Consider the following 13,630-nt stretch of genomic DNA (forward strand, 5'->3'; position numbering starts at 1 on the left):
CGACGACACCGTGACCGCGCACATTCGTAAAATCCTCTAGAATTGGGTATTGACTTTTGCTCCGACTCGGTATATGGACAGGGAAACGTATTTGACATATCCCAGCGGTACTCTGTCCTACGCATTACCTAAAGAACCGTAGGTTGTCAAGACCTGCCGAAAAAGAATCATAGACATGAAGGTGGTTTCGGTGACTTTCCACGCCCCGCTCGATCTGAGCATTCATTCATCACAAGGTCTGTACGACCCCAGCGCCGAACATGACGCCTGCGGCGTCGGCATGGTCACCACGCTCAACAAGCAGCCCGAACGCAAGATCATCGACGACGCCATCGAGGTGCTGGTCAACCTCAACCACCGCGGCGCGGTCGGCGCCGAGGAGAACACCGGCGACGGCGCGGGCATCCTCATGAGCATGCCTGACGAGTTCATGCGCGCCACCGCCGGCGTCGAACTGCCCGAGGCGGGCCATTACGCGGCTGGCATCGCGTTCCTCGATCGCGACATTGCCACCTCCGGCCAGCAGGAGCAGGCCATCGCCAACATCGTGCGCGAGGAGGGCCTCGAAGTCCTCGCGTGGCGCGTCGTGCCGACCAACCCGGACGGCCTCGGCCTGCAGGCCCTCGCCTCCATGCCGAGCTTCAAGACGCTCGTCGTGGCAGACCCGGACGGCAAACTCGCCGGCATCGACCTCGACCGCAAGACGTTCCGCATCCGCAAGCGCGTCGAGCATGAGGTCGGCATCTACTTCGCGTCGCTGTCGGCCCGCACCATCACCTACAAGGGCATGCTCACCACGATGCAGCTCACCCCGTTCTTCCCCGACCTGAGCAACCCGCTCATGAAGGCGAAGATCGCGATCGTGCACTCGCGCTTCTCCACCAACACGTTCCCGAGCTGGCCGCTCGCCCAGCCGTTCCGCCTGCTCGCCCACAATGGCGAGATCAACACCATCCAGGGCAACCGCAATTGGCTGTCCGCGCGCGAGGGCCGCCTGAGCTCCGAACTGCTCGGCGAGTTCAAGCCGCTGCTGCCGATCACCACGCCCGGCTATTCGGATTCCGGCACGTTCGACGAATGTCTCGAACTGCTGCACCTCGCCGGCCGCTCCCTGCCGCACGCGATCTCGATGATGCTGCCGCCGGCCTGGGAGAACAACGACCAGCTCGACCCGGACGTCAAGGCGTTCTACGAGTACAACAACACGCTGATCGAACCGTGGGACGGCCCGGCCGACATCATCTTCACCGACGGCACGCAGGTCGGCGCCCTGCTCGACCGCAACGGCTTCCGCCCCGGCCGCTGGCAGCTCACCGACGACGGCTACCTCGTACTCGCCTCCGAGGCGGGCGTGCTGCCCGAGATCGACGATGCGCACGTGGTCGAGAAGGGCCGTCTGGAACCGGGCAAGATGTTCCTTGTCGACACCGACGAAGGCCGCATCATCCCCGACGAGGAGATCAAGAAGAGCCTCGCATCGCAGCACCCGTACCGCCAGTGGGTCGAAGGCAACTCGGTCGAGATGAGCGACCTGCCTCAGCGCGAGCACGTGAGCCACTCCGGCCAGTCCGTGCAGCGCCGCCAGCGTGCGTTCGGCTACACTGAGGAGGACTTGAAGCTCCTGCTCGCCCCGATGGCCAACACCGGCAAGGAGCCGCTCGGCTCGATGGGCAACGACAACCCGCTGCCGGTGCTCTCCAAGCGCAGCCGCATGCTGTTCGACTACTTCCACCAGAAGTTCGCGCAGGTCACCAACCCGCCGCTGGACTGGGAGCGCGAGGAGATCGTCACCTCGCTCGAGTCCGCGATCGGCCCGGAACCGAACCTGCTCGAGGATTCCGAGCTGCATGCCAAGAAGATCCTCATCCCGCTGCCGGTCATCAACTCCGACGAGATGGCCCAGCTCAAGCGGCTTGACAAGGCCAAGGTGCTCGGCGGCTACTACCGTCCGTTCGTCGTCAAGGGCCTCTATCAGGTTGCCGGCGGCGGCAAGGCGCTCGAGGAGCGTCTCGAGGAAATCTTCTCTGAAGTCGACGAGGCCATCGCGAACGGCAGCAACTTCATCGTGCTCTCCGACCGCGAATCGAACCACACGTGGGGCCCCATCCCGTCGCTGCTGCTCACCGCGGCCGTGCAGCACCATCTGCTGCGCCGCCACACCCGCACACAGATCTCGATGGCCGTCGAGGCCGGCGACGTGCGCGAGATCCACCATGTCGCCCTGCTCATCGCCTACGGCGCGGCCTGTGTGAACCCGTACCTCGCGTTCGAATCCGTCGAGAACCTCGCCCGCACCGGCTACCTCAAGGTCGATGCGCCCACCGCCGTGAAGAACCTCACCAAGGCGCTGTCCATCGGCGTGCTCAAGATCATGGCCAAGATGGGCGTCTCCACGATCATGAGCTACCGTGGCGCGCAGCTGTTCGAGGCCGTGGGCCTGAGCAAGGAAACGGTCGACAAGTACTTCACCGGCACCGTCTCCCAGGTCGGCGGTGTCGGCCTCGACGAGATCGCCGAGGAGGTCGCCATCCGCCATCGCGTCGCCTACCCGAACCAGTGGACGGCCACCCCGCACATGAACCTTGAGACCGGCGGCGAATACAAGTGGCGCCGCACCGGCGAGGACCATCTCAACGACCCCGAGGCGATCTTCCTGCTCCAGCAGTCCACCGCGCGCGGCGACTACCAGATGTTCAAGAAGTACTCGCACCACATCAACGACACGTCGAACCGCATCATGACCCTGCGCGGCCTGATGAAGTTCAAGCACGACCGCAAGCCGATCGACATCTCCGAGGTCGAGCCGGCCTCTGAGATCGTCAAGCGCTTCTCCACCGGCGCGATGAGCTACGGCTCCATCTCGCAGGAGGCGCACGAGACGCTCGCCATCGCCATGAACACGCTCGGCGCGCGCTCCAACTCCGGTGAGGGCGGCGAGTCCGACGACCGCATCGAGGACCCGCTGCGTTACAGCCGCATCAAGCAGATCGCGTCCGCCCGCTTCGGCGTGACCTCCGACTACCTCGTGCATGCCACCGACCTGCAGATCAAGCTCGCGCAGGGCGCCAAGCCCGGCGAGGGCGGCCACCTGCCCGGCGCGAAGGTCCCGCCGTGGATCGCCAAGGTCCGTCACGCGACCCCGGGCGTGGAGCTCATCTCCCCGCCGCCGCACCACGACATCTACTCGATCGAGGATCTCAAGCAGCTGATCAACGACGCGAAGATGGCGAACCCGAAGGCGCGCATCCACGTCAAGCTCGTCTCCGAGTTCGGCGTCGGCACCATCGCGGCCGGCGTGGCCAAGTGCCATGCCGACGTGGTGCTGATCTCCGGCTACGACGGCGGCACCGGTGCGGCCCCGCTCAACGCGATCCGCCACGCGGGCACCCCGTGGGAGATCGGCCTGTCCGAGACCCAGCAGACGCTGATCCTCAACGGCCTGCGCTCCCGCATCGTCGTGCAGTGCGACGGCGAGCTGAAGACCGGCCGCGACGTGGTCATCGCCGCGCTGCTCGGTGCCGAGGAATTCGGTTTCGCGACCGCCGCGCTGATCGTCGAAGGCTGCGTCATGATGCGCGCATGCCAGAAGAACACCTGCCCGCAGGGCATCGCCACCCAGGATCCTGAGCTTCGCGCCCGCTTCCGCGGCAAGCCCGAGTCGGTCATCAACTTCTTCATGTACATCGCCGAGGAGGTGCGCGAGATCCTCGCCGAGCTTGGTTTCCGCACGCTCGAGGAGGCGGTCGGCCACGTCGAGTGCCTCGACCAGAACGAGGCCATCAAGCGCTGGAAGGCCGACGGCATCGACCTGACCAACGTGCTCATGCAGCCCGGTCCGGTTCCCGGCACCATCCTGCATAACACCGAGCCGCAGAACCACGAGCTCGACAAGGCGCTCGACAACAAGCTCATCGAGCTCGCCCGGCCGGCGCTCGAGAACAAGGAGCCGGTGACGATCGACCTGCCGATCCGCAACGTGAACCGTACGCTTGGCACGATGGTCGGCTATGAGATCACCCGCCGTTACGGCGCGGCCGGTCTGCCGGACAACACGATCGACATGACGTTCCACGGTGCCGGCGGCCAGTCCATCGGCGCGTTCATCCCGAGCGGCGAGACGATCCGCGTGATCGGCGAGGTCAACGACTACGCCGGCAAGGGCCTGTCGGGCGGCCGACTGATCGTGCGTCCGAACGACGACGTGACGTTCGACCCGCATACCAACGTCATCGCGGGCAACGTGACCGGCTTCGGTGCGACCTCCGGCCAGATGTTCGTCGCCGGTCGTGCCGGCGAACGCTTCGCCGTGCGCAACTCCGGCGCGACGTTCGTGGTCGAAGGCGTGGGCGACCACGGCTGCGAGTACATGACCGGCGGCACCGTCGTCGTGCTCGGCTCCACCGGCCGTAACTTCGGCGCCGGCTTCTCGGGCGGCAACGCCTACGTGCTCGACCTCGACATGAACCAGGTCAACCCGGAGGGACGCAAGAACGGCTCGCTGCTGTTCCAGCCGCTCGACGAGACGACCGCGCCGATCGTGCGCGATCTGGTCGAACAGCACGCCAAGGAGACCGGTTCCGCGTTCGCCAAGGAACTGCTTGAGAACTGGGACGAGAACGTGCTGCGCTTCACCCGCGTGGTGCCCGAGCACTTCCTCGCCATGACCGCGGCCATGAAGCAGGCCGAAGAGGACAACATCGATTTCAATGCGCCCGGCGCCTGGGAACAGGTGTACGAGCACGTGATGGAAGGAGCGCGCTGACATGGGAGATCCTCGTGGATTCCTGAAGGTCCGTACCCGCCGAGAACTCGCCGAACGCCCGGTCGCCGAGCGCATCAAGGACTGGCTCGACGTGCACGCCGAATCCGGCCTGCAGCCGTGGACCACCGAGCAGGCGGCTCGCTGCATGGACTGCGGCACCCCGTTCTGCATGACCGGCTGCCCGCTGGGCAACATCATCCCCGAATTCAACGACCTCGTGCGCCAGGAGAAGTGGGAGGATGCGTACAACCGCCTGTCCACCACCAACAACTTCCCCGAGGTCACCGGCCGCATCTGCCCGGCCCTGTGCGAACAGGCCTGCGTGCTCGGCATCCACCAGCCGCCGACGATGATCAAGAACGACGAGTGCACGATCATCGACCAGGCATGGGATCTCGACTACGTCAAGCCCCTGCCGCCGCAGCGCCTGACCGACCAGACCGTCGCGGTCGTCGGCTCCGGCCCCGCGGGACTGGCCTGCGCGCAGCAGCTGACCCGTGCCGGCCACACCGTCGTCGTCTATGAGCGCGACGACGCGATCGGCGGCCTGATGCGCTACGGCATCCCGAACTTCAAGCTCGACAAGCGACTGCTCGACCGCCGCGTCAAGCAGATGGAGGCCGAAGGCACTCGCTTCCGCACCGGCGTGGAGATCGGCAAGGACATCAGCTGGGACGATCTGCGCTCCCGCTATGATGCGGTCGTCGTCGCCATCGGTTCGACCGTGCCGCGCGACATGAAGATCCCCGGCCGCGAGCTCAAGGGCATCCACTTCGCGATGGAGTTCCTGCCCGATGCGACCCGCCGCGTGTACGGCGTCAAGCCGGTCAACGACATCACCGCCAAGGACAAGCACGTCGTCATCATCGGTGGCGGCGACACCGGTTCCGACTGCCTCGGCACGTCCATCCGCCAGGGTGCGAAGGACGTGACCGTGCTGCAGATCATGCCGAAGGAACCGTCCTCGCGACCCGACAGTCAGCCGTGGCCGACGTTCGCCCGCCTGTACCAGAAGACCTCCTCGATGGAGGAGGGCGGCACTTACGTGTACAGCACCGATTCGGTCAACTTCGTCGGTTCCGAAGAAGAGCAGGCCAAGGTGCACGTCGAGAACTCGACCGCGACCGAAGGCTTCGTGGCCGACGCAACCGGTCACGTGACCGGTCTGAAGGTCGTCGACGTGGCACCCGGCGAGAACGGCCCGTTCACCCGTCAGCCCAGCACCGAACGCGTGCTGCCCGCCGACCTGGTGCTCATCTCCGTCGGCTTCCTGCACCCGGACACCACTTCGCTCATGGATCAGCTGCCGGTCGAGCTCGACAAGCGTGGCAATGTCGCTCGCAACGACAAGTTCGCCACTTCGCAGGACGGCGTGTTTGTCGCCGGCGATGCGGGCCGCGGCCAGAGCCTCGTCGTGTGGGCAATCTCGGAGGGACGCTCCTGCGCCGCCGCCGTGGACGAGTACCTGACCGGTTCCACCGAGCTGCCCGCGCCGATCGTCGCCTCCCAGCGCCCGATGATGCTGCCGCGCTGATCGGTTACGTCGCGCCGTCGCCGTCGGTTTCCGACGGCGACATGATCGCAAAGCCCTTCCGTCGACGAGACGGAAGGGCTTTTCACATATCGGGCACGGTTGGTTCGCGTGGCGCATGAGTTTGGAGGATACCCTAGAACCATAGGGAAGGCGGTGCGCGATGAGGCGACGTGAACTTACCGTGATCATCGGCTCGCTGTTCGTCGTGGCAGTAATGGCGGCGGGCGGTGCGGCGTGGCACGCGAAGATGGCCGACACAAACCATCATGCGGCTCAACCCGGGTCACCATCTTCACCGCAAGTGACCGAACCCGATCACGACGATCTTGACAGAGCCGTCGTGCCGCCGTTTGCAGATGTTCCGACGGAGAATACTGCGGAACTGCTCGATCCGAGCGTGCTCGCCGGACTGAACATGGGCGTGGACGATTCGTATCCCGGCGACGCATGGTTCCGCGAAGCCAGTGGAGAAGAAGGAATCGTCGATGCATCGGACGAGACCGCCCAGCCGCCGGAATCGGACGGTCGCCCGTCGGCGAACGCGACAAGCGTTCGTCTCGACGTGCCGCAAAGCGTGCAGGAAACCGGGTATTGGTGCGTGCCGGCCTCCGTGCAGATGGTGCTGCGGTACAAGGGGATCGACGTCAGCCAATCCGCGCTTGCCTCCGAAATGAGCGCCAAGCCGCAGACCGGCACCGAATACGTTGACCTGGCACGCGTCGTCAACAAGTACCTGTTCGGCGTCGGCGATGCGAACCCGAGTGACGCCGGCTACCGTGTACAGACCGTCGAGATAGGGGATACGGACCCCGCCGTGGCCCGCACGTTCGCGCAACGTGCGAAAACGGATATCGACGACGGATACCCGGTGTTCGTCGCCATCGATGTGCATACGCTCTATCCGTCGTTCGCCCACGCCAACCACATGATCGTCATCACCGGATATGACGCCGACGCCACCGGCGCCGTCACCCATTGGACATATCGCGACCCGTGGTATCGGGTGCAGGGCGAAGCCTACGCTGGTCTGAATATCGCCACCGCGCACGAGATGGTCAATGCGATCGTATCCAACGAGGAACCCGCCTATATTTGGTGAACGTGAACGGAACGATGATGCCGAAACGTATGGCCCTGCGCATACTGTGGTGGGCAGGTTTGATCTGCCAACTGCCGACCGCATGGTGCTGGATCGACGACCGTGCCGTCTCGAACATATTCTCCGGATTGCCGTTGTCCTGTGACCTCACCCAACCCGATTGCGACACCATGCCCGGCATATGGCGACTGCTGCTACTCACCGTCGTCGGCTACGCGGCGTGGATCGCCGTCGCCGTGCTGCGCGTCGTCGAGGCGGGCGCGAACGATGCGCCCGGCAATGCGGCGCGTCCGTTGCCTCTGCGCATCGCCGCTGTTCTTGTCACCATCGGCATGATCGTTGTCACGCTTCCGGTCGTCGGCATCATGACACTCACCGTCATGATCGTCATGGGATGGTGACGATGCAGGCGTGCCGATGGGCAATGCGCGATGTACGGCGGGGGAGCGCGGTACACTGGCACACAGTGTTATCCGTCTCGCAGTAGAGGAGTAGTGGAATGCCGAACCGTGCAGAACGTCGCAAGGCCGCGAAGGACCAGCGCAGGGGAGTACCGCAGCAGTACGATCAGACGCGTGGCCGTGGCCGTGCGCATATGGTCGACGAGTACGCGCTGCAGGAGAAGTCCCGTCGTATCCAGGAGGGCACTGACGGTCCGTGGAAGCCGACCGCGCACTTCGACTCCGACGAGGTCGCGTCCACGTTCGAGACCGACCCGAACTACCGCGATCCGAAGGCGTTCAAGGCGCCGCATTCAGTACACCAATGGTTCCGCGTGGTCAGCTGGGTGCTGATCGTGCTCGCCGCCGTCGCGTTCTGCGTGGTCATGTGGCTGCCGCAGCATCCGATTTGGCTGATCGCGACCGTCGCGGTCGTGTTCATCGTCGGCGTGCTCAGCCTGTTCTTCACGGCCGGCGATTCCAAACACAATCCGAACCTCGACCAGAACGGCACCGCCATCTGATCGGACTGGCCGCACGCATATCAGGAAAACGCACAGCCTGACGCAACACGAACGCGTCGGTTGTGCGTTTTTTCTTGCCTGATGGCTTACAGTTGACTTGGTGGCATAACACTGTCTACACAGATTGGAGAGGTGTACCAATGAAGGTTGATCTGCTCACAAGAGAATACCCGCCGCACGTCTACGGAGGCGCCGGTGTGCATGCCGAACAGTTGTCCAAGGCGCTGGCCGAACGCATCGACGTGACCGTGCGCGCGTTCGACGGCCCGCGCACCGAAGCCGACGTTCCCGCGATCCCGAACGCGGCTGAAGCCAAGGGCAGCCTCAAGGTCGTCGGATACAACACGCCCGCCGAACTGGCCGACGCGAACCCGGCGCTCAAGACCTTCGGCGTCGACCTGCAGATCGCCAACGACGTGGACGCCGACATCATCCACGCGCACACGTGGTACGCGTGCCTCGCCGGATACCTCGCGAAGATGCTGCACGGCACGCCGCTGGTCATCACCGCGCACAGCCTCGAACCGTTCCGTCCGTGGAAGCGCGAGCAGCTCGGCGGTGGCTACAACCTGAGCTCCTGGGCCGAGAAGGACGCCTATGAGCACGCCGACCGCGTGATCGCCGTCTCCAAGGGCATGCGCAACGACATCCTCACCGCCTACCCGAACCTCGACCCGGACAAGGTCGTCGTCGTGTACAACGGCATCACCATGTCCGAATTCGCCACGCCGGCCGATGACGATCCGGGCTGGGGCGTGTTCGACCGCTACCACATCGACCGCAGCAAGCCGACCCTCCTGTTCGTCGGCCGCATCACCCGCCAGAAAGGACTGCCGTACCTGCTCAAGGCGCTGCACTTCGTCGACCCGGGCATCCAGATCGTGCTGTGCGCCGGCGCGCCCGACACCCCGGAGATCATGGAGGAGGTCAAGAACGCCTTCGCCGAACTCGACAAGGAGCGTGGCAACATCATCTGGATCGAGGAGATGCTGCCGAAGAACGAACTGAGCGCGCTCGAACACGGCTGCGACGCGTTCATCTGCCCGTCGATCTACGAGCCGCTCGGCATCGTGAACCTCGAGGCGATGGCCTGCGGCCTGCCGGTCGTCGCATCCGCCACCGGCGGCATCCCCGAGGTCGTCGTGGACGGCGAGACCGGCTATCTGGTGCCGATCGAACAGCTGCATGACGGCACCGGCACTCCGACCAACCCGGACAAGTTCGTGCATGACATGGCCGATGCGATCAACAGGATCATGGCCGACCCCGAGCTGCGTAAGAAGATGGGCCAGGCCGGCTACGAGCGCGCCCGCGACGTGTTCAGCTGGGAGTCGATCGCCGACGAGACCGTCAAGGTCTACCAGTCCGTGCTCGACGAGCAGAAGTAACCGTGTCCGTGCCTTCTCCCGATGAGGGACTGGCACGCGAAGCGTGACGGAGGGAGAGACGAGTGCGTAGTCCGTCTCTCCCTCTTCTTCATACATCCCATACATCCATATGGAGAGAACGGCTTTCGGCTGCTTCTCCGATCATCCGTACATAAAGGAACCTCCCATGCCCACCGAAGTCCTCAAACTCGAGAACGTCGAATTCCGCCGCAACCGACGCGTCATCATCACCGACGTGAACCTCACGATCAACGCGGGAGAACGCTGGGTGCTGTTTGGCCCGAACGGCATCGGCAAATCGACCGCGGTGGGCATGCTCGCCACACGCACCTTCCCGTCCGAAGGCCGCGTGTTCATCCTCGGCCACCAGCTCGGCAAATACGACGTGTTCAAACTGCGCACGCGCATCGGTCTCGCCTCCGCCGACCTCGGCCGACAGTTCCCGGACTTCGAGGATCCGCTCGACGCGGTCGTCACCGGACTGAGCGCCGTGACCGGCCGCTGGCAGGATACGTACACGGACGAGGAGTATGCCCGCGCCCGTCAGCTGCTGCGCGACTTCCGCGTCAGCTACCTCGAAGGCAAACAGATGTGGAGACTGTCGGAAGGCGAGCGCACGCGCGTGCTCATCGCCCGAGCGCTCATGGGCAATCCCGAACTGCTCATCATGGACGAACCCACCACCGGACTCGACCTGGGCGGCCGCGAACAGGTGATGCGCACGCTGAGCCGCATCGGCCAAGAGGATTCCAACCGTGCCGTCGTGCTGGTGACGCACCGGCTCGAGGAGATCCCGGCCGGATTCGACCACATCGCCATCATGGGCCGCAAACCGATCCCGGCCGAGGACGCCACCGACGAAGGCGTCGACGTCATGGGCAACCCCGGCGCCGGCACCATCGTCTACTCCGGTCCGCTCGAAGACGGCCTGACAAACGAACGGCTGTCCAGCCTGTTCGGCATGCCCATCGAAGTCCAGCACACCCGCGGCCGCTGGTCCGCCTATACGGTGTGAGAGAAGACTGGGCGACGAAGCAAAAAGTGGCGTTCGTCTGGCTATGCGAACCGGAATGTCCCGATTCGCATAGCCAGACGAACGCCACTGACGAATCCGTGACCGGAATCCCGCTTGAGTGTCAGGCTTCCTCGTGCCAGCGGGGGTTCTGTCCGAACGTGTAGCCTTCGGGATTGTCCATCGCGGCGATGTCGCGCATGTCCTGCTCGTCGAGTGCGAAACCGGTCAGGTCGAGGTTGGCGCGCTGTCGGTCGCGGTGCATGGACTTCGGGATCGCCACGTCTCCCAATTGCAGGTGCCAGCGCAGGATCGCGGCCACCGGGGACACGCTGTGCTTGGCGGCGATGCGCGTGATGGTCGGGTCCTTGAGCATCTGGTTGGCGCGGCCCAGCGGGCTCCACGCCTCGGTGATGATGCCGTGCGCCTGGTCATATGCGCGTTGTTCGTTCTGCTGGAAGAACGGGTGCAGTTCGATCTGGTTGACCGATGGCGTGACCCCGGTGGCGCGGATGAGCAGATCGATATGGCCGGGCAGGAAGTTGCTCACGCCGATGTGCTTGACGATGCCCTGTCGCTGCGTGTCGACGAGCGCCTGCCACGCTTCGACGAACTGGCCCTGGGACGGGTTCGGCCAGTGAATGAGGTACAGGTCGATGTAATCAAGTCCCATGCGCGCCACGGACTCCTCGATGGTGGTTCGCGCCTGGTCGTACTGGTGGTGGCGTCCGGGCAGCTTCGACGCGACGATGATCTGCTCGCGAGGCACGTCGGATTCGCGGATCGCCTTGCCGACGATGCCCTCGTTCTCGTAGTTGAACGCCGAATCGATGAGCCGGTAGCCGACCTCCAACGCCGATCTGATCGCCTCGGCGCCGGCGAAGCCGTTCACCTTGTACGTGCCGAACCCGATCGCCGGCAATTCCAGCCCGTCATGCGCGCGACGCACCGGGATGACCGGCGGTTCCATCAATGTCATGATCGCTCCTATTATCGAACCGATGAGGTACTGCACTGCCCACTATAGAGATGCCGCACCCGTTCCGACGTATGATGAACGGCATGGACGAACGATGGATGAAGGCGCTGCGCGCCAAAGGCATTAACGTGGGAGTCGGCGGACAATCCCAGGACGGGCATAAGGCCGAAGCCGCTGCCAGCCACGGGATCATAGGAAACCGGTCGCCAGTGATGGCCGGTTCGTCTCGAGCCAAACCGTTCAAGGCCACCGGTCATAAGGGCGGTATCAGTCGGCAGGGCAACTGACCTGTGCCTCGCAGCGCCTCGGCCGTATGAGGCGCGGAATCATATCGATCGCACGAAACCGCGTATATCGGCGATTTCCTCATCGCTGATCGCGTGGCCCATGCCGGCATATTCATGGAAGGTCAGATGTCCGGCGGCGCTCAGCACGGCACGGGCCGTATGCTGGTCGGCAAGGGGAATCGTACGGTCTTCGGAACCGTACGCCAGGAAGAATCGCGTGGTGGAGTCCAGCCGGTTTCCTTCCTCGCCCTTGAACGACGGGCTGAGCAGAATCGCCGCATCGAACAGATCGGGATAATCCCGGACGATCCGGTACGACAGATATCCGCCCTGCGAGAATCCGACCAGTATCTTCCTGCGCCCAGCGAACAGCGCGCAATCAAGCAGAGCGGCTACGGCCTTGCCGACGGCCGCGCATTCGCGTCGCCGTTCCTCGACCCCGCAGCCGTCCGGATACCAATAGTTGCCGCCCATGTACGGTCTCTCATAGATGCCGCGCAACGACAGATAACTTGGATGATCCGCGAGTCCGGTGCGCGAGCCAACTTCGGTTGCATCGCCGGTGTCGGTGCGTTCACGTGTCTCATACACCGCATCGATGATCCGCATCATCTCGCTCTCATCGTTGCCATATCCGTGGAACATCACGAACAGCGGCCCTGTTCCATCGGTCTCGATCCGACTGGCCATTTGCAAACGCATGATCATCACCTCTGCCAACGAGTGTAGTGAGTGAGCTGGCTGGGCAAGAACACGATGATACTAGATGCGAAACGGATGGAAAGCGGGAGTGCCGGATGAGTGGATGCCGATTCGTATATATCCCGTCCAAAGGGTAGTCTGAAATATTCTTGTCAGATCGGGCAACGATACGACGCGAGGAGAGACAATGCCGGGATCGTACGGAAGCGAAACGATGCAGAACGAGCAGCGATACCGGTTGTCGTTTACGGTCGGCGGACTGCTCGCGCCGCAGGGGCGTATCGTCGCCGCGCTGTTCGTGGACGATGAGGACTGTGCCGATCCCCATGTACTCGCGCATGATGAAACCGAACTGGGGGAACGTATAGCGAGAATCCGCCGGCGTGCCATCGACGAGAACGCGCTGACCATTCGCACGCAGGCGGCGAACTCGCGTATGGTCAGCGAAGTGATCAAACGGCTGAGCACGCTGAGCGGAACGGAACTGTGCCATCTGGCCAGCGCCGATACGCCAGCGGCCGATCGTCACGCGCTGATGTGGGTGGCGATGTGCCGCTATTACGCCCTAGTGGGGCAGTTCGCCCATGACGTGCTGCGCGACCGTTATCTGATGGGCATGCCGACCGTCACCTATGAGGACTACGACCGGTTCATACTTGCCAAAGCCATGTGGCATCCGGAACTGGAAACGCTCAGCACAACCACGGCAGCCAAACTGCGCTCGAACCTGTTCAAGGCGATACACGAAGCCGGATTGGTGGACAAAACCGACAACACGCTGCAACCCGCGCTGCTGGGCAACACCCTGACCGGTATTCTGGAACACAGACCGGAATCATTCGGATTCTTCCCCATCGGGGAACGTTGAGGCAAGACATCCGCACGGCAGAAGGAAGCGGGGAG

At 63.9% G+C, this 13,630-nt stretch carries 11 protein-coding genes; 9 read left to right on the forward strand and 2 right to left on the reverse strand.

The features are described 5' to 3' along the window. Positions 1-190: 190 nt before the first annotated feature. From gltB to JS541_RS11230, 7 genes are all read left to right on the forward strand, one after another. A complete protein-coding gene (gene gltB / locus JS541_RS11200) occupies positions 191-4,762 on the forward strand; it encodes a glutamate synthase large subunit (protein ID WP_214374620.1) in 4,572 nt (1,523 codons plus the stop codon). A gap of 1 nt (position 4,763) precedes the next feature. Next, positions 4,764-6,296, forward strand: a complete 1,533-nt coding sequence (locus JS541_RS11205) for a glutamate synthase subunit beta (protein WP_214374590.1) — start codon at positions 4,764-4,766, stop codon at positions 6,294-6,296. A gap of 160 nt (positions 6,297-6,456) precedes the next feature. Next, entirely contained in the window at positions 6,457-7,395 is a 939-nt protein-coding gene (locus JS541_RS11210) for a C39 family peptidase (protein ID WP_214374591.1), read from the forward strand. A 14-nt stretch (positions 7,396-7,409) separates the two neighbouring features. Beyond that, on the forward strand, positions 7,410-7,796 hold the full coding sequence (locus JS541_RS11215) for a hypothetical protein (protein WP_214374592.1): 387 nt from the start codon (positions 7,410-7,412) through the stop codon (positions 7,794-7,796). A gap of 98 nt (positions 7,797-7,894) precedes the next feature. Next, entirely contained in the window at positions 7,895-8,359 is a 465-nt protein-coding gene (locus tag JS541_RS11220) for a tripartite tricarboxylate transporter TctB family protein (RefSeq protein ID WP_214374593.1), read from the forward strand. Positions 8,360-8,499: 140 nt separating this feature from the next. Continuing rightward, complete coding sequence (glgA, locus tag JS541_RS11225) at positions 8,500-9,747, forward strand: glycogen synthase (RefSeq protein WP_214374594.1); 1,248 nt, start codon at positions 8,500-8,502, stop codon at positions 9,745-9,747. Between the two features lie 166 nt (positions 9,748-9,913). Then, entirely contained in the window at positions 9,914-10,762 is an 849-nt protein-coding gene (locus JS541_RS11230; protein ID WP_214374595.1) for an ATP-binding cassette domain-containing protein, read from the forward strand. A 121-nt stretch (positions 10,763-10,883) separates the two neighbouring features. Here the strand turns inward: JS541_RS11230 and JS541_RS11235 are convergent, their stop codons facing one another. Continuing rightward, positions 10,884-11,732 carry an aldo/keto reductase gene (locus tag JS541_RS11235; protein WP_214374621.1) on the reverse strand — a complete coding sequence of 283 codons (849 nt, stop codon included), beginning with the start codon at positions 11,730-11,732 and terminating at the stop codon, positions 10,884-10,886. A gap of 89 nt (positions 11,733-11,821) precedes the next feature. Between JS541_RS11235 and JS541_RS11240 the strand changes: the two genes are divergently transcribed. Further along, complete coding sequence (locus JS541_RS11240; protein ID WP_214374596.1) at positions 11,822-12,025, forward strand: hypothetical protein; 204 nt, start codon at positions 11,822-11,824, stop codon at positions 12,023-12,025. A gap of 39 nt (positions 12,026-12,064) precedes the next feature. Here the strand turns inward: JS541_RS11240 and JS541_RS11245 are convergent, their stop codons facing one another. Next, the gene (locus JS541_RS11245; RefSeq protein ID WP_214374597.1) at positions 12,065-12,727 is read right to left on the reverse strand and encodes a dienelactone hydrolase family protein; all 663 of its coding nucleotides are present in this window, start codon (positions 12,725-12,727) and stop codon (positions 12,065-12,067) included. Positions 12,728-12,941: 214 nt separating this feature from the next. Between JS541_RS11245 and JS541_RS11250 the strand changes: the two genes are divergently transcribed. Further along, positions 12,942-13,595, forward strand: a complete 654-nt coding sequence (locus JS541_RS11250; protein ID WP_236036988.1) for a DUF1819 family protein — start codon at positions 12,942-12,944, stop codon at positions 13,593-13,595. Positions 13,596-13,630: the final 35 nt, after the last annotated feature.

Source organism: Bifidobacterium sp. SO1 (assembly GCF_018555335.1).
In the GTDB taxonomy this organism is placed as follows: Bacteria; Actinomycetota; Actinomycetes; order Actinomycetales; family Bifidobacteriaceae; genus Bifidobacterium; species Bifidobacterium simiiventris.